Below are 16,694 nucleotides of genomic sequence, written 5' to 3' on the forward strand. Positions count from 1 at the left end.
ATGGGCGCATCCGGCCCCGGCACATAATGCAGGCCCTTCGCCCTCCGACGGCCCCATGTACCGCGCAAGACTCTCCCTGGCTTTCGCCGCCCTCGTGGCCCTGGTGTGCATCCAGGCCGCCTTCGTGTACTGGGGCACGCACCGCGTCAACGACTACACCCAGCACAGCCGGCTGGCGAGCGACATACTCTCCGAGCTGCTGGACCTGTCGGCCAACAAGCAACGGCTGCGCGTGTGGGCCACCCAGCGCCTGATGAACGCCAACGCGGTGCCCGAGGTGCGCGCACGCCTGCTGGAGCGCATGCATGCCAGTGCCGCCAATCTCGCTGAACTGTCGAGGCGCGACCTGGCCCTGTGGACGGAAATGGCCCATCGCGACGGCACGGCCGTCCCTCAGGAGGTGCCGCAACTGGTGAACATGACCGAGCTGCTGGAGGACAACATCCTCGCCGTGGAGTCGCGCCTGTCGCAGTTGCGGCCGCTGGAGCCGGACGCGGACTTCCCGGCCGTGTGGGAAGAGTTGAACGCCACGTTCGACATGGCGCGCGGGCTCGATCTGCGCGAGTTGATCAACGGCGCCATCGAGCGCCAGCGCAGCGTGGTACCGGTGGCGCGCGCCGCCACCGAGCGGGGGCTGGACGTGCTGCGGCAGCAGGCGATCACGATGGCCATCGTCACGCTGGCTGTGGCCGCCATGCTGGCCCTGCACCTGAACCGCCGGCTGCAGCGCCCGCTGGACCGCCTGCTGGCCGGCACGCGCGCCCTGCAGGCCGGGGAGCTCGATCACCGCGTGGCCACCGAATCGAAAGACGAGTTCGATCGCGTGGCCCAGCACTTCAACGCCATGGCCGCCGAACTGCAACAGCACCGCGCCCACGCCGACGCGGCGCGCCGCGAACTGGAAGACGCCGTGGAGGCCCGCACCCACGAACTGAGCGTGGCGCACGACACCCTGCAGCGCGTGGACCAGCGCCGGCGCCAGTTGTTCGCCGACCTGGGCCACGAACTGCGCACGCCGGCCACCGCGATCCGCGGCGAGGCCGAGATCGCGATGCGCGGCGGCGACCGGCCGGCGCAGGACTATCGCCAGACGCTGGAGCGCATCGTGGGCGGCGTGGACCAGCTCACCAAGGTGATCCACGACCTGCTGCTGATCGCCAAATCCGAGGCCGACCAGCTGGTGATGCACCCGCGCCCCATCGACCTGCAGGCCCTGGCGGCCGATGCGGCCGAACAGGCTGCGGCACTGGGCGGCATGCATGGCGTGGCCGTGCAGTCGCTGCCCGCTTCACCCGGCGGACCGCTGGTGGTGAACGCCGACGCCGACCGCCTGCGCCAGGCCCTGATGATCGCGCTCGACAACGCGGTGCGCTATTCGCAGCGGGGTGGCACCGTGCGCATCGGCTGCCAGCCCGGCCCGGACGGCGAAGCCCACGTGCTGGTGAGCGACGAAGGCATCGGCATTGCGCCCGAGGAACTGCCCGAGGTCTTTCAGCGCTTCGTGCGCGGCCAGCGGGCGCGCGCACACCGGGCCGACGGCACGGGCATCGGGCTGTCGATCGCGCAGTCCATCGTGCAGGCGCACCACGGGCGCATCGACATCGACAGCACTCCCGGCGTGGGCACCACGGTGCTCATCGCGGTGCCGCTGGCCCACTCTCCCGCATCCCTGTGTCCCGAGGAAGCTGCATGAACATTCTGGTGGTCGAAGACGATCCGCGCGTGGCGGACTTTCTGCTGCGCGGCCTCAAGGCCGAGGGCTACAGCGTGGAGCTGGCCCGCAACGGCCCCGACGGCCTGGCCCTGGCACGCAGCGGCGACCCGGGCCTGCTGCTGCTCGATCTCATGCTGCCGGGCCTGAGCGGGCTGGAGTTGTGCCAGACGCTGCGCTCCGAGGGGCGGCATGTGCCGGTGCTGATGCTCAGCGCGCTGAGCAACACCGAAGACAAGGTCAACGGCCTGCGTCTGGGCGCCGACGATTACCTGACCAAGCCCTTCGCCTTCGAAGAGCTGCTGGCCCGCATCGAGGCGCTGATGCGCCGCGGCCGCGAGCAAAGGCAGCGCGCCAGCACGCTGCAGGTGGCCGACCTGGTGCTCGACCTCGATCGCATGGAGGCCAGCCGCGCCGGCCAGCCCATCGCGCTGACGGCCAAGGAACTGGCCTTTCTGGAACTGCTGATGAGCGCGCCCGGCCGGGTGTACAGCCGCGAGCGCATCCTCTCCAACGTGTGGGGCACCAACGAGGACCCGCTGACGAACGTGGTCGATGTCTACGTGCGCCGCCTGCGCACGAAAATCGACGAAGGCCATGCCATCGCGCTTCTGAAAACGGTGCGCGGCTTCGGGTATCGGCTGGACGCGGCACCCGATTGAAACGCGGGCCGCAGCGGTTCATCTGCGGTTCATGTTTGCGTCATGTTTCCTTCATTGGACGGCAAAGGCCGCGTTCATGCGCCTGCCAAAGAATAGGTCCTGTATCGCACTGAGCGATGCAGCAGCGGCAAAAGCCGGTGCTCGAACCTCACTCTAGAAGGATCCCATGAAGACGCTTCACACCGCCCTCTCCGCCACCGCTCTGGCCCTGATCACCCTGTCTGCCCCGGCCTTCGCGCAGGGCAAGGGCGAGCCAGTCTGCATGCCGGTCAACGAAAAGGAAATCTCCGCGCTGTTCGACCGCTGGAACGATTCGCTGCGCACGCTGGACCCGGACAAGGTCACCGCCAACTATGCGCAGGACGGCGTGCTGCTGCCCACCGTGTCGAACCAGCCCCGCACGACGCCGCTGGAAATTCGCGATTACTTCGTGAAGTTCCTGCAGTCCGAACCGCAGGGCAAGATCGACAGCCGCTCGATCCGCATCGGCTGCAACGTGGCGCAGGACGTGGGCACCTACACCTTCCGCTTCAAGGACGGCAAGACGGTGCAGGCCCGCTACACCTATGTGTACGAACGCGTGAACGGCCAATGGCTGATCGCGCACCACCACTCGTCGGCCATGCCCGAAACCATCGCGGCCAAAACCACGAAGTAAGCGGCAGACCCCGCGCCATGCTCGCTCTTTGGCGTGCACCGTGCGGGACGCCATGAACGAGGCCGGCACACATGCCGGCCTTTTTTTCGTGCAACGGGCCGCCCAGCTCAATCCATCGATACGTTCGCGTTCTTCACGACCTGCGCCATGCGCGCCAGTTCGCTGCGAAAGAACGCGGCCGAGGCATCGGGCGGCGTGAGCTTGATCTCATACCCCTGCGCGATCAGCGCATCGCGGGCTTCCGGCATGTCGAGCGCGGCCTTGAAGCCCTGGTACAGGCGATCGACCTCGGCCTTGGGCAGGCCCGCGGGGCCGACGGCGGCGACCCAGCCTTCGAGCTCATAGGCCGGCAGGCCCTGCTCCGCCAGCGTGGGCACGCCGGGCAGCGCCTTCACCCGCGTGGCGGTGGTCACGCCGATGGCGCGCAGCGCGCCGGACTTGATGTGCGGCGCCGCCGGGGCCACCGCCACCACGCCCAGCTGCACATGGCCGCCCAGAATGTCGTTCATCAACGGGCCCATGCCCCGGTAGGGAATGTGCTTGATGTCCAGTTTGGCCTGGTCCACGAACATCGCCGCGCCCAGGTGCAGGATGGTGCCGTTGCCGGACGATCCGTAGTTCAACGTGCCCGGCTTGGCCTTGGCGAGCGCGATCAGTTCCTTGACGTTCTTCGCCTCCACCGACGGATGGGCCACCAGCACGAAAGGCGTGGCGCCGATCACGGTGATGGGCGTGATGTCCTGCAGCGAGTCGAACGGAATGTTCTTATACACGCTGGGATTCACCACATGGTTGTTGGACACCACGCCGATCACCGAACCGTCCTTGGCGGCGCGCACGAGCTGCGTCGTACCGGTGATGCCGCCCGCGCCGGGCAGGTTCTCGATCACCACGGGATGGCCCAGCGCCTTCGACAGGCTGTTGCTCATGGCGCGGATGGCGCCGTCCGCGCCCGAGCCGGCCGACAGCGGCAGGATTACGCGCAGCGGCTTATCGCCCGGCTGCGCGCGCACCAGCCCCGGTGCGGCCAGCACTGCGGCACCGAGGGCCAGCGCGCCACGGCGGGTGAGCGAAAGGGTGTGCGCCGGCAGCGCGCGGGTCGTTGGAAGCGATGGCATGGTTTGTCTCCGTGATCGTCGTTGGGATGGAAAGCGGCGCGGTCTTTGCCGCGCTCGGAGGTGCCGGGTATGCAGTGCAGTGGCGGCGCCGTGCTCAGGCCACGGCGGTGGCCTCGTGCAGTGCCGCGATGGCTTCGGGCGTATAGCCCAGGCTGGCGAGCAGCTCCTGCGTGTGCTCGCCCAGTTGCGGCGGGTCCAGCCGCACGCCCATGCGCTGGCCGTCCAGCCGCAGCGGCAGCAAGGTGACGCGCGCGGTGCTGCCCGCCCGTTCGCCATCGGGCAGCGTGACCTCGGCCAGGCCACCCGTGGCGTTCAGGTGCGGGTCGTCGAACAGTTGCTCCGGGCGAAGGATGGGCGCGAACGGCAGCCCATGCTGCTCGAAGATGGCCGACAGGGCCTCGGCCGTGTGCTCGGCCAGGCGACGGCGCAGTTCCGGCAGCAGCGTGGCGCGGGCGCGCACGCGGTCGTTGTTCAGAGCCAGGGCTGGGTCGGCTTTTAGGTCGGCATAGCCCATGGCATCGCAGAACGTCACCCATTGCGCATCGCTCACGGCGGCCAGAAAGATCTGCCCGCCGTCCTTCACGCTGAACACGTCGTACACCGCCCACGACGAGATGCGGTCGGGCATGGGGGCTGCGGGCTGGCCCGTGACGGCGTATTGCATCATGTGCTGGCCGACGAGGAACACGTTGTTCTCGAACAGGGCCGAGTCCACCTCCTGCCCCCGGCCCGTCTGGGCGCGCTGCATCAGCGCGGCCATGGCACCGATGGCGCCGAACATGCCGCCCATGATGTCGTTCACGCTGGTGCCGGCCCGCAGCGGATCGCCCGGGCGGCCCGTCATGTAGGCCAGGCCGCCCATCATCTGCACCACCTCGTCGAGCGCGGTGCGGTGCTCGTAAGGGCCGGGCAGGAACCCGGCATGGTTCACATACACCAGCCGCTCGTTCAGCCGCGACAACGCCGCGTAGTCGAGGCCGTACTTGGCCATCACGCCGGGCTTGAAGTTCTGCGCGACCACGTCGGCGGACGAGGCCAGGCGGATCGCCACCTCCAGCCCTTCGGGCTTGCGCAGGTCCAGCGCGATGCTTTTCTTGTTGCGGTTGAACATGGGAAAGAAGCCCGCGCCCGCGCCCAGCAGGTGCCGCGTGCGGTCGCCGTCCACCGGCTCGACCTTGATAACCTCGGCCCCCAGGTCGGCCAGCACCATGCCGCAAGTAGGGCCCATGACCATGTGGGTGAACTCCACCACGCGCAGGCCCGCGAGGGGCAGCTTTGCAGGCTCGGTGGACGGGGAGGGATTCAGAGGTGCATTCATGGGCGCAACGATAAAGGTTCAGGCGAGGGCGGCCGCGGTGGCCATCGCAGGCATCACGGGCATCACGGACACGTGGGCCGGGGCGGTCTTGGGCAGCCCGGCCTGCCAGAGCGTGCCGTGCAGCGTTTCGCCCGCCAGCCAGCCGGCCACCCCCTGGCGCAGCGCCAGCAGCGCTGGCACGTCGAGTCCGGTGTCCACACCCATGCGCTCCAGCATGAAGGCCAGGTCTTCGGTGCTGACGTTGCCGCTGGCGCCGGGCGCATGCGGGCAGCCGCCGATGCCGGCCAGGCACGCATCGAAGCGGGTGATGCCGGTCTGCCAGGCGGCGTAGGCATTGGCCAGGCCCATGCCACGCGTGTCGTGAAAGTGGGCGCAGGCCAGCCGCTCGCCGACGAGGGCATGGGCCTTTTCGAAAAGGCGCTGCACGCTGGCGGGGTCGGCATAGCCCACGGTATCGGCCAGGCTCACGCGGTCGGCCCCTGCGTCGAGCAGGGCCTGCATCAGGCGGAGCACCTCGCTCTCAGCCACCTCGCCCTGAATCGTGCAGCCGAACGCCGTGCCCACCCCGCCCTCGATCAAGGTGCGGCTGCCCGCCGCATCGCGCGCCGCGCGGATGCGGGCCACTTCGGCCACGACCTCATCGGGCGTCTTGCGCAGGTTGGCCAGGCTGTGCGCATGGCTGGCCGACAAGGGCACGACCATCAGATCCGCCTGGCACTCGATGGCGCGCTCGGCCCCCCGCAGGTTCGGCACCAGCACCGAGGCCACCAGGCCAGGCAGCGTGCGGGCATGGGCGAGCACCTCGGCGGTGTCGGCCAGTTGCGGCAGCAGCCGCGCCGGCACGAAGGAGCCGACTTCGATCTCCCGCTGGCCGGTCGCGTAGGCCGCATTCACCCACTCGATCTTCTGGGCGGTGGGCACAACGGTGGCGACGCTCTGGAGGCCATCGCGCAGGCCCACCTCGCGGACGATGGCACGGGGGTTCTGACGGGCTTTCAGAGGGGAATCGGCTTCGGGGTGGTCAGGCGTGGGATTCACTGCGTCTCCTGTTTTTTATGGCGGCCTGCCAATTCTAGAAATTCCCTTCCATCAATTCATGCCAATTTTGGAACGCCTAAGATTCCGCTTCAGAACATCTAATTCACTTCGTTTTGGGTCCCATGCGACTGCCCGATCTTCAAACCCTCAAGCTCTTCGTGTCCGTTTGCGAGCACCGCAACATCGCCCGCGCGGCCGAGCAGGAAGCCATCGTCGGCTCGGCGGTGAGCAAGCGGCTGGCGCAACTCGAAGACACGCTGGGCACGCGGCTTCTCGTGCGCAAGCGGCATGGCGTGGTGCCCACCGCGGCCGGCGAAACCCTGCTGGAACATGCCCGCACCATGCTTGCCAGCGTGGACCGCATCGAGCGCGACATGGCGGCGTTCGCCACCGGCATCCGCGGGCACGTGCGCATGCTGGTCACGGCGTCGGTCATGGCGGAATCGCTGGCCGACGATGTCGCCGCATTCCTGCAAAACCCCGCGCACCGCGACATCCAGGTGAGCATGGAAGAACGCGTGAGCCCGGAGGTGGTGCGCGGCATCCGCGAGGGCAGCGCGTCCATCGGCATCTGCTGGGATGCGGCCGACCTGCAGGGACTGGAAACGCGCAGCTACCGCCACGACCATCTGGCCATCGTCGCCCACCCTTCGCACCCGGTCGCCAGCCGCGACAGCGTGCGGTTTGCCGACGTGCTGGGCTACGAGTTCGTGAGCATGCCGGCACTCAGCGCCGTGCACGTGCTGCTGGCGCGTGCCGCTGCGGTGGAGGGCCGCACGCTGGTGCACCGGGTGCTGGTCTCCAACTTCGACGCGGCGCTGCGCGTGGTGCGCGCCAATCTGGCCATCAGCGTGGTGCCGGCCGAAGTGGCGGCGCCGTTCGCGGCGGCCACCGGGGTGCGCATCGTGCCGCTCAGCGACGCCTGGGCGCGGCGCCGTTTCGCGCTGTGTTTTCGCGGCGCGCCGGGCCTGGCGCCCGCTGCGCAACTGCTGGTGGAGCACCTCGTCTCAGCGGGCGCACCGGCGGCGTGAAGGGCTTTGCGGGCGTCCGTGGCAAGAGTGCAACAATCCTGTAACACCTGAGTATTTTTACCCTACAGCGCACGTCTGGTGCAGCTCTTGAGCTATTAAACTTGTAGCAAAATCGGTTCCACGCTATATTCACAGCGTTCCGGCCGCAGGGTCTCGCCCGCTGCCGGATTTCAATCTTTCTATCGCGCAAGGAGAAGCTTCCATGAGCTCCAAGGAAAACGCCGCCATCAACCAGCTGTTCGAAAAGCTCGAATGCCGCTATGCGTTGCGTGTGCTCTGGGCCCTTCGCGACGGCCACCCCCAGACCTTCCGTTTGCTGCAAGACAGCGTGGGCGGCATCACGCCCAACACGCTGAACACCCGCATCAAGGAACTGCGCGAAGCCGGCCTGCTGGACCACGGCAACGACGGCTACACGGTCACCCCTTCGGGCGTGGACCTGCTCAAGCGCCTTTCCGACGTGCAGGCGTTCGCTACCCGCTGGGTCGCGGCCCGGGTCAAGAAATAACCCTGAGACGGCGCAAGGCCCGCAGCCTGCGCCAACCTCCTCTCACCCGCGCGCTGCGCGGGTTTTGGCCTTTTAGGGCTGCAGCGCAATAAGCACTAGGGCACTTAGCTATCAATTTAATAGCAATTGATTGATGGCACTTTTACAAGGAATTCCCATGGCATTCACCACCACCCCCTCCGGCCTGCAGTACGAAGACTCCGTCGTGGGCGAAGGCGCCGAAGCCACGCGCGGCAACCATGTCAGCGTGCATTACACCGGCTGGCTCTACAACAACGGCGAGCAAGGCGCCAAGTTCGACTCCAGCCGCGACCGCAACGATCCGTTCGAATTCGGCCTGGGCGCCGGCATGGTGATCAAGGGCTGGGACGAAGGCGTCCAGGGCATGAAGGTCGGCGGCCAGCGCACGCTGATCATCCCTGCAGCGCTCGGCTACGGCGCACGGGGCGCAGGCGGCGTGATCCCTCCGAACGCCACCCTGAAGTTCGACGTGGAACTGCTCGGCGTGGGCCGCTGATCGGACCGACCTCTTTTCTCAGGCCCGGCTCCTTTCTGTGAGCCGGGCCGCCTTGAGGGCCGTGCTTCGAAAGAGGCACGGCCCTTCTTCATTGGCGCGCACATGCCGGTCATCCCGGTCATACCGGCCGTGCCCACATGCCTCGCTTCGGATTTCTTTCGCCGCCCCCACAACCTTTACCCGCCCCTTGCGCACTCACGACCGCAGAAAAATGACTGCGATCTTCCAATTGGAGCGAACTTGAAAATTTCAAAAATTCTGTGGGGTGCGGTGCCGGCGACGGCGTTGGTGTTGGCGGGCTGCGGCGGTAGCGACTCTCCTCCGACCGTGACCTCGTTCACGGCCAAAGCGGTGGTGTCGGACGGGAGCATCGCGGGCACGCAGACCGATGCCAATCTGAAGAACGGCTGGGGCATCGCTTTCAATCCCACCGGCTTCGTCTGGGTCACGGCCACCGGCACGCAAAAGTCCACTCTGTACGACGGCAACGGTACGCCTCAGACCCTGGTGGTCACCGTGCCCCCGGCCGGCAGCGCCCCGGCCAACCCCACCGGCATCATCTTCAGCGGCAACAGCAGCTTTCCGGTCACCAAGAACGGCGTGACGGGCCCCAGCCGCTTCGTGTTCTCCAGCGAAGACGGCAGCCTCTCCGGCTGGAGCCCTGCCGCCGACCTGGCCAATTCGATCGTCACGTACCGCGACGGCGCAGGCGCCGTGTACAAAGGCCTGGCCGTGGCCACCCGGGGAAGCGCCGACTTCCTCTACGCCACCGACTTTCGCAACAACAAGGTCGACGTGTTCGACACGACGTTCCAGAAGGTCCAGCTGGCGGGCAACTTCGCAGACCCGCAGCTGCCGGCGAACTACGCGCCTTACGGCATCCAGACCGTCGGCTCGCGGATCTACGTGACCTATGCCCAGCAGGACAGCAACCGCCGCAACGCCGTGGCCGGCGCCGGCTTGGGTGCGCTGAACGCCTTCAACACCGATGGCACGCTGGCCCAGCGCATCGTCGCGCCCGGCGCCCAGCTCAACGCGCCCTGGGGCATCGCCCAGGCCCCTGGCGATTTCTCCGGCGCCAGCAGCCGCCTGATCATCGCCAATGAAGGCGACGGCACGCTGCAGGCGTTCGACCCTGCAACGGGCGAATGGAAAGGCCCATTGGCACAGAAGGACGGAACGGCACTGCAGGTGGACGGCGTGCGCGGCATCGCGTTCGGCAACGGCCTGAATCAGCAACCGCTGAACACGCTGTTCTACGTGGCGGGTCCTAACAAGGGCGTGAACGGCGCGTACGGCCGGGTCGACATCCAGCCTTGACCGAAAGGGCCCCGCCCGCAACGGGATCGCCGTTGCGGGCGGGCTTGTGAAGACGGCACGCAGCGTGCCGATCAGCACCCCCGCTCCCACGTTCAGGGCGGGGCCTGGGACCGGTCAGCCGAACAGTGCCCGGTCCAGACGGCGGTATTTTTCATCGCCCACGAGTTCGCGGATCTTCGGGGCCAGCACCACCAGGTCGTCGAAGCTCTGCGCCCCCTCCACCGCCAGATTCAAACGGAATCCGCGCAGGCCCAGGCTCGCGGTGATTTCCGTGGCGATGGGATAGGCGGCCTGGTAACGCTCGGTGGGCGACAGGCCCGAATTGGCCGGCAGGCCTGCAGCACCTTCGCCAGCGCCAGATGAACCCTGCGCCACGGCACCCGAGAGGTCGGGCGCAGTGCCATCGGGCAACGCCAGCAGGCCCTGCCCGACCATCGCCTGCACGTCGTCCAGAGTGATTCCCATCACGGCGGTGGCCGACAGCACCTGTGCCAGCGTGCGCTTGCCGTCGAAGAGGATGAAGGCCGAACGCTGCCGGGACGTGAGCGTCCCATGGCGGTCTTTGAGGGCCAGATGGCCTGCAGGTGTCTTGACGAGTAGCACGGTTCCCCCTGATGGTCTCGGCGGCGGTTGGGGGCATGCGCCCGGGCCGATGTCAGCGCAGCGTCGCACGCAGTGGCGGCTTTGTGAATCCGGGTTTATCCATAACCCTTCGCCGGCCCGCCAATGCCTTCGGTGTGCGGCGAAATCACAGCCCTGGCGAATGCGATGGCACTGCTGGTGCAGGGCCTGCCGTGCGCGTGAACAGGCTCACCAGCCATGCCGCCACCAGCCCCACCGGCACGCCGAACACGCCCGCCGAGATCGGCTGGATGCCGAACCACAGCCCGTTGGCCAGCAGCGCCGCCGGCACCACAGCCCGCACCGCCTCCACGTGCGAGAGCAGGTAGTACACCGTCACGCCCAGCCCGCTCAGCATGCCCGCCACCGCACCCTGCCGCGTGGCGCCTCGCCAGAAGATGCCCAGCACCATCGCAGGCACGAAAGCAGAAGCTGCCAGCGAGAACGACGCCGACACCATGGGCAGGATTTCCGATCGCTTGAGCGCCGCCACGAACGCGGCGAACAGCGCGACGGCCAGCAGTGCGAACTTGGACAGAATCACCCGCTGCTCGGGCGAGGCCTTGCGGCCGCTTTCCTGAAAGTACAGGTCGCGCACCAGCGCATTGCTGATGGTGAGCAGCAGCCCGTCGGCCGTGGAAAGCGCTGCCGCAAGCCCCCCGGCCGCCACCAGCCCCGAGATCACATAGGGCAGCCCGCCGAGTTCGGGCGTGGCCAGCATGATCAGGTCGGCCCCGAACCGGATCTCGCCGAACTGCACGATGCCGTCGCGGTTCACGTCCTCCACCGACAGCAGCGCCGTGTCCACCCGCGCCCACTGCCCGATCCAGTTGGGCAAGGCATCGAACGGGCTGCCGACCAGGTTGCTCATGACCTCGAACTTCACCAGCACCGCCAGCGCCGGCGCGCTGAGGTAGAGCAGCGCGATGAAAAACAGCGACCACGCCACGGACGACCGCGCCGCGGCCACTGAGGGCACGGTGTAGTAGCGCGTGAGCAGGTGCGGCAGCCCCGCCGTGCCCACCATGAGGCAGAACATCAGCGCGAGAAAGTTGCGCCGCGTGTCTTCGTACGCCCGCTGCGCCTCGGGCGAGCCCTGGGGGTCTCCCCCATAGGGCTGGCTGTGCGGCGGCAGGCCGCCCAGCGGGCGGGCGCGCTCGTCGCTTTCGCGCATCTCGCGGCTCCAGCGCTCGCGGGCCGCCTCTTCGTCGCGCGGCATGGTGGCCAGCTCGCGGCTGGCCGCCACGATCAGGCCGACATCGGCGTTCTGGTCGCGCAACTGGCGGATGCGCTGGCGCGCCGCTTCGCGCTCGTGCTCCAGCGCCGCACCCACGTCCTGCAGGCGGGCTTGCAGGTCCTTGGCGCGGGCCTGGTAGGCGGCCAGCACCTGGCGCTCGGCGGGGTCTTCCAGCAGCCTGGCTTCCATGCTGGCGATCTTGCCGATCTGGGTGCCGTACACCAGCGGTGCCAAGGGATTGCCCAACTGCTTGTAGGCCAGCCACGAGACGGGAATCAGGAACGCCAGCAGCACCATCACGTACTGCGCCACCTGCGTCCAGGTGATGGCACGCATGCCGCCCAGAAAGGAGCACAGCAGCACGCCGCCCAGGCCCAGCATGATGCCGATCTCGAACTGCACGCCCGTGAGGCGCGAGGCGATCAGGCCCACACCATAGATCTGCGCCACCACATAGGTGAACGAGCACAGCACCGCAGCGAGCGCCGCGATCACGCGCGGCCAGCGCCCGCCGAACCGCACCTGGAAGAACTCCGGGATGGTGTAGAGGTTCATGGCCCGCAGGTGCGGGGCGATGAGCAGCGCCACGAGGCAGAACCCGCCCGTCCAGCCGAGCAGGTAGGCCAGCCCGCCGGCCTGCCCCGGCACGCCCGAGAACCCCTGCAGATAGAGCGCGCCCGACAGGCTGATGAACGACGCCGCGCTCATCCAGTCGGCGGCCGCCGCCATGCCGTTGTACACGGGCGGAATGCGCCGCCCGGCGACGTAGTACTCGTCGGCATCGGTGGTGCGCCCATACACGCCGATGGCCGCATAGACCATGACGGACAGGAACAGAAAGATAGGCCCGATCCAGTGCCGCGACAGACCACGCTGCTCGGCCCAGGCCATGATGGCCAGGAACGCGATCACCCCGGCCACGTAGAGCCCAAGAATGCGGCGCAGCCGCCGGCCGTAGGCAGCCTGCGACGCCGAGGCCCCGGAGCGGTCAGCCACGCCTGTCGGCTCCGTGGGCCGCCGAGGATGTGTTCAAGGCGGTGAGCGCATCGGCATCGGGATTGAAACCGGCACCGGGATCGGCCACCGTTGCCGCATGGGCGTTGGCCGCATCCTGCCGCTCGAAGTGGTTCATCGCCGCGCAGTAGATCGCCACGATGCCGATGAACACCAGCACCGCGCCCTGCGACGCGATCCAGTACCCCAGCGGCCAGTCGCCGACCATGACCTGCAGGTCACGGGCGAAATAACAGGCCCCGAAGGACACCGCCGCCCACACCAGCAGCAGGCCCGCCTTCAGCCAGAGGTGGCGGGCGTCGTGCAGATCGGGCGGAAACAGATGCCCGGCCCCTTGCTCCTCGGTCGCCGGTGGGCGCGTGGGCATGGTGGCCGGACCGGGGCCGTCAGCGGGCCAGTTGCTGCCAGGTGGCGATCACGCTGTCGGGGTTGAGCGAGATCGACGAGATGCCTTCCTTGGCCAGCCACTCGGCGAAGTCCGGGTGGTCGCTGGGGCCCTGGCCGCAGATGCCCACGTACTTGCCCTGCGCCTTGCAGGCCGCGATGGCGCGCGAGAGCAGCGCCAGCACGGCGGGGTCGCGTTCGTCGAAGTCCTGCGCGAGCAGTTCGAGACCCGAATCGCGGTCCAGACCCAGGGTGAGCTGAGTCAGGTCGTTGGAGCCGACCGAGAAGCCGTCGAAATACTGCAAAAACTCGTCGGCCAGCACGGCGTTGCTGGGCACCTCGCACATCATGATGACCTTGAGGTCGTCCTTGCCGCGCTGCAGGCCATGCTTGGCCAGCAACTGGGTGACCTTGTCGGCCTGGCCCAGCGTGCGCACGAAGGGCACCATCACCTGCACATTGGTAAGGCCCATCTCGCCGCGCACGCGCTTGATGGCGTCGCACTCCATCGCGAAGGCCTCGCCGAAGTCGGCGCTGATGTAGCGCGCCGCGCCGCGGAAACCCAGCATCGGGTTTTCTTCTTCGGGCTCGTAGCGGCTGCCGCCGATGAGCTTGCGGTACTCGTTGCTCTTGAAGTCCGACAGGCGCACGATCACCGGCTTTGGCCAGAAGGCCGCGGCGATGGTGGCCACGCCTTCGGCGACCTTGTCCACGTAGAACGCACGGGGCGAGGCATGGCCGCGCGCCACCGATTCGACGGCCTTCTTCAGGTCGGCATCGACGGCGGGGTAGTCCAGGATGGCCTTGGGGTGCACGCCGATGTTGTTGTTGATGATGAACTCCAGCCGGGCCAGGCCCACGCCGTCATTGGGCAACTGGCAGAAGTCGAAGGCCAATTGCGGGTTGCCCACGTTCATCATGATCTTGGTGCTGATCTTGGGCATTTCGCCGCGCTGCACTTCGGTCACTTCGGTTTCCAGCAGGCCGTCGTAGATCTTGCCGGTGTCGCCCTCGGCGCAGCTCACGGTCACCAGGGTGCCGTCTTTCAGCAGGCTGGTGGCATCGCCGCAGCCCACCACGGCCGGAATGCCAAGTTCACGCGCGATGATGGCCGCGTGGCAGGTGCGTCCGCCGCGGTTGGTGACGATGGCGCTGGCGCGCTTCATCACGGGCTCCCAGTTGGGGTCGGTCATGTCGGTCACCAGCACGTCGCCGGGCTGGACCTTGTCCATCTCGGCAATGTCGTTCACCAGGCGCACGGGGCCCGTACCGATCTTCTGGCCGATGGCGCGGCCCTCGGCCAGCACGGTGCCCGTGCCTTTGAGCTTGAAGCGCTGCTCGGCCTGGCCCTTGGACTGGCTCTTCACCGTCTCGGGGCGAGCCTGCAGGATGTAGAGCAGGCCGTCGGTGCCGTCCCTGCCCCACTCGATGTCCATGGGGCGGCCGTAATGCTGCTCGATCACCAGCGCGTAGTGGGCGAGTTGCTCCACGTCGGCATCGGAGAGCGAGAAGCGGTTGCGCTGCTCGGTCGCCACGTCCACCGTCTTGACGAGCTTGCCCGTGGCAGCCTTTTCCTCGGCCGAGGCGAACACCATCTGCACCAGCTTGGAGCCCAGGTTGCGGCGGATTACGGCCTTGTTGCCGGCCTGCAGCATGGGCTTGTGCACGTAGAACTCGTCGGGGTTCACGGCGCCCTGCACCACCGTCTCGCCCAGGCCGTAGCTGCTGGTGATGAAAACCACCTGGTCAAAGCCGGACTCGGTATCGATGGTGAACATCACGCCGGCCGCGCCGAGGTCGGAGCGCACCATGCGCTGAACGCCGGCCGACAGGGCGACCACGTCGTGCGCGAAGCCCTTGTGCACGCGGTAGCTGATGGCGCGGTCGTTGTACAGGGAGGCGAACACCTCCTTCATCTTGTGCAGCACGTCGTCGATGCCGACCACGTTGAGGAAGGTTTCCTGCTGGCCGGCAAACGAGGCGTCGGGCAGGTCTTCCGCCGTGGCGGACGAACGCACGGCGAAGCTGGCTTGGGGATTGCCTTCGGACAGTGTGGCGAAGGCTTCAGCGATGGCCTGCTGCAGGTCTGCCGGGAAAGGCTGGGCCTCGACCATGGCGCGGATTTCGGCACCGGCGGCGGCCAGGGCGCGCACGTCTTCGGTATCGAGCGCGGCCAGGCGCTTGCTGATTTTGTCCGCCAGTCCGTCATGCGCCAGGAACTGCCGGAAGGCGTGCGCCGTGGTGGCGAAGCCCGTGGGAACGCGAACGCCCTGGGGCAGTTGGGAGATCATCTCGCCGAGGGAGGCGTTCTTGCCGCCTACCGACTCGACATCGGTCATTCTCAGGTTTTCAAACGGAACGACCAGGGCGGTCGCGTTGAAGAGTGCAGACATGGGATAGCTCCAGAAGTTGAAACTGGGTCTGCGCCTGCGCTCCAGAAGAGCAATCGCGGGCGAGCGCCCATGCACGGCGTTTGGCTTGGTTGTTGTGGTTGTGGGCCGCCGGGGGTGTGCATGGTGGGAATTTGGATAATGGGCGCCATTGTAGGCTCGCCCTGCGCGGCCGCGCTGGCAGCCGGCTGACGGCCTTCTTCCACTTTTCGGAAACCCCTGCCCATGCACACGCGCACCGTTTTCTTCATCTCCGACGGCACCGGCATCACGGCTGAAACCTTCGGCAACGCCATCCTGGCCCAGTTCGACATGAAGCCGCGCCACGTGCGCCTGCCCTTCATCGACACCGAGGACAAAGCCCACCAGGCCGTGCGCCAGATCAACCACACGGCCGAGGTCGAGGGGAAAAAACCCATCGTCTTCACCACGCTGGTAAACATGGGCGTGCTGCGCGTGATCCAGGAAGGCTGCAAGGGCATGCTGCTGGACATGTTCGGCACCTTCATCCGCCCGCTGGAGACCGAACTGGGCACCAAATCGCACCACCGGGTGGGCCGTTTTTCGGACGTGAGCCTGAGCAAGGAATACACCGACCGCATCGAGGCGATCAACTTCAGCCTGGACCACGACGACGGCCAGAGCCACCGCGACCTGGCCGGCGCGGACGTGATCCTGGTGGGCGTGTCGCGCAGCGGCAAGACGCCGACCAGCCTGTACCTGGCCATGCAATGCGGCTTGAAAGTGGCCAACTACCCGTTGATCCCCGAAGACTTCGAACGGCGCCAGCTGCCCCCTGCACTGGAGCCGCACCGCAAGAAGATCTTCGGACTGACCATCCAGCCCGAGCGGCTCTCGCAGATCCGCAACGAGCGGCGCCCCAATTCCAAGTACGCCGCGCTGGACAACTGCCGCAATGAGGTGTCCGAGGCCGAGGCGATGATGCGGCGTGCGGGCATCCGCTGGCTGTCCACGACCACCAAGAGCATCGAAGAGATCGCCACCACGATCCTGCAAGAGGTGCGGCCGGAGCGGCTGGTTTATTAATTGAAAAGCCCCGCCGAACGCCATATTCGACTGGGCCAACAATAGCGTCCCGTTATTATTCGCCGATCATCCGCCGCAGTTTTTATGAAACTGCCGCGTGACTGGCTTATAAAAAAGGGA

General features: G+C 67.3%; 15 protein-coding genes. 8 read left to right on the forward strand and 7 right to left on the reverse strand.

Annotation, left to right across the window (positions count from 1 at the left end):
- The first annotated feature begins 55 nt into the window (after positions 1–55).
- The 3 genes from BLT03_RS13595 to BLT03_RS13605 all read left to right on the forward strand — a co-directional run bounded on the left by BLT03_RS13595 (position 56) and on the right by BLT03_RS13605 (position 3,031).
- Entirely contained in the window at positions 56–1,693 is a 1,638-nt protein-coding gene (locus BLT03_RS13595) for a sensor histidine kinase (RefSeq protein ID WP_092744308.1), read from the forward strand.
- Positions 1,690–2,373: a response regulator transcription factor gene (locus BLT03_RS13600; RefSeq protein ID WP_092744309.1), complete on the forward strand. Its 684-nt coding sequence runs from the start codon at positions 1,690–1,692 to the stop codon at positions 2,371–2,373. Before BLT03_RS13595 ends, BLT03_RS13600 begins: the two co-directional genes overlap by 4 nt.
- 166 nt (positions 2,374–2,539) lie before the next feature.
- The gene (locus BLT03_RS13605; RefSeq protein WP_092744310.1) at positions 2,540–3,031 is read left to right on the forward strand and encodes an SgcJ/EcaC family oxidoreductase; all 492 of its coding nucleotides are present in this window, start codon (positions 2,540–2,542) and stop codon (positions 3,029–3,031) included.
- Between the two features lie 107 nt (positions 3,032–3,138).
- Here the strand turns inward: BLT03_RS13605 and BLT03_RS13610 are convergent, their stop codons facing one another.
- The 3 genes from BLT03_RS13610 to BLT03_RS13620 form a co-directional block, all read right to left on the reverse strand.
- Positions 3,139–4,149: a tripartite tricarboxylate transporter substrate binding protein gene (locus tag BLT03_RS13610; RefSeq protein ID WP_092744311.1), complete on the reverse strand. Its 1,011-nt coding sequence runs from the start codon at positions 4,147–4,149 to the stop codon at positions 3,139–3,141.
- A 94-nt stretch (positions 4,150–4,243) separates the two neighbouring features.
- Entirely contained in the window at positions 4,244–5,467 is a 1,224-nt protein-coding gene (locus BLT03_RS13615; protein WP_092744312.1) for a CaiB/BaiF CoA transferase family protein, read from the reverse strand.
- Positions 5,468–5,485: 18 nt separating this feature from the next.
- On the reverse strand, positions 5,486–6,466 hold the full coding sequence (locus tag BLT03_RS13620) for a hydroxymethylglutaryl-CoA lyase (protein WP_092744446.1): 981 nt from the start codon (positions 6,464–6,466) through the stop codon (positions 5,486–5,488).
- Between the two features lie 161 nt (positions 6,467–6,627).
- On the opposite strand from BLT03_RS13620, the gene BLT03_RS13625 reads away from it, so the two are divergent.
- The 4 genes from BLT03_RS13625 to BLT03_RS13640 all read left to right on the forward strand — a co-directional run bounded on the left by BLT03_RS13625 (position 6,628) and on the right by BLT03_RS13640 (position 9,881).
- Positions 6,628–7,536 carry a LysR family transcriptional regulator gene (locus BLT03_RS13625; RefSeq protein ID WP_092744313.1) on the forward strand — a complete coding sequence of 303 codons (909 nt, stop codon included), beginning with the start codon at positions 6,628–6,630 and terminating at the stop codon, positions 7,534–7,536.
- A gap of 202 nt (positions 7,537–7,738) precedes the next feature.
- Entirely contained in the window at positions 7,739–8,044 is a 306-nt protein-coding gene (locus tag BLT03_RS13630) for a winged helix-turn-helix transcriptional regulator (protein WP_092744314.1), read from the forward strand.
- Positions 8,045–8,201: 157 nt separating this feature from the next.
- Positions 8,202–8,561 (forward strand): FKBP-type peptidyl-prolyl cis-trans isomerase, encoded by a 360-nt coding sequence (locus tag BLT03_RS13635; protein ID WP_092744315.1) that lies wholly within the window; start codon positions 8,202–8,204, stop codon positions 8,559–8,561.
- A 240-nt stretch (positions 8,562–8,801) separates the two neighbouring features.
- Positions 8,802–9,881 carry a TIGR03118 family protein gene (locus BLT03_RS13640; RefSeq protein WP_092744316.1) on the forward strand — a complete coding sequence of 360 codons (1,080 nt, stop codon included), beginning with the start codon at positions 8,802–8,804 and terminating at the stop codon, positions 9,879–9,881.
- A 114-nt stretch (positions 9,882–9,995) separates the two neighbouring features.
- Here the strand turns inward: BLT03_RS13640 and BLT03_RS13645 are convergent, their stop codons facing one another.
- The 4 genes from BLT03_RS13645 to ppsA form a co-directional block, all read right to left on the reverse strand.
- Positions 9,996–10,484 carry a hypothetical protein gene (locus tag BLT03_RS13645; RefSeq protein ID WP_092744317.1) on the reverse strand — a complete coding sequence of 163 codons (489 nt, stop codon included), beginning with the start codon at positions 10,482–10,484 and terminating at the stop codon, positions 9,996–9,998.
- Positions 10,485–10,629: 145 nt separating this feature from the next.
- A complete protein-coding gene (locus BLT03_RS13650; RefSeq protein WP_092744318.1) occupies positions 10,630–12,735 on the reverse strand; it encodes a VC_2705 family sodium/solute symporter in 2,106 nt (701 codons plus the stop codon).
- Positions 12,728–13,120, reverse strand: coding sequence for a DUF4212 domain-containing protein (locus tag BLT03_RS13655; protein ID WP_092744319.1), 393 nt, complete (start codon positions 13,118–13,120; stop codon positions 12,728–12,730). The genes BLT03_RS13650 and BLT03_RS13655 overlap by 8 nt, the downstream gene beginning before the upstream one ends.
- A gap of 19 nt (positions 13,121–13,139) precedes the next feature.
- A complete protein-coding gene (gene ppsA, locus BLT03_RS13660) occupies positions 13,140–15,530 on the reverse strand; it encodes a phosphoenolpyruvate synthase (protein ID WP_092744320.1) in 2,391 nt (796 codons plus the stop codon).
- Positions 15,531–15,752: 222 nt separating this feature from the next.
- On the opposite strand from ppsA, the gene ppsR reads away from it, so the two are divergent.
- Positions 15,753–16,574, forward strand: a complete 822-nt coding sequence (gene ppsR / locus BLT03_RS13665; RefSeq protein ID WP_092744321.1) for a posphoenolpyruvate synthetase regulatory kinase/phosphorylase PpsR — start codon at positions 15,753–15,755, stop codon at positions 16,572–16,574.
- Positions 16,575–16,694: the final 120 nt, after the last annotated feature.

This window comes from Paracidovorax valerianellae, from assembly GCF_900102625.1.
Taxonomy (GTDB): Bacteria; Pseudomonadota; Gammaproteobacteria; order Burkholderiales; family Burkholderiaceae_C; genus Paracidovorax; species Paracidovorax valerianellae.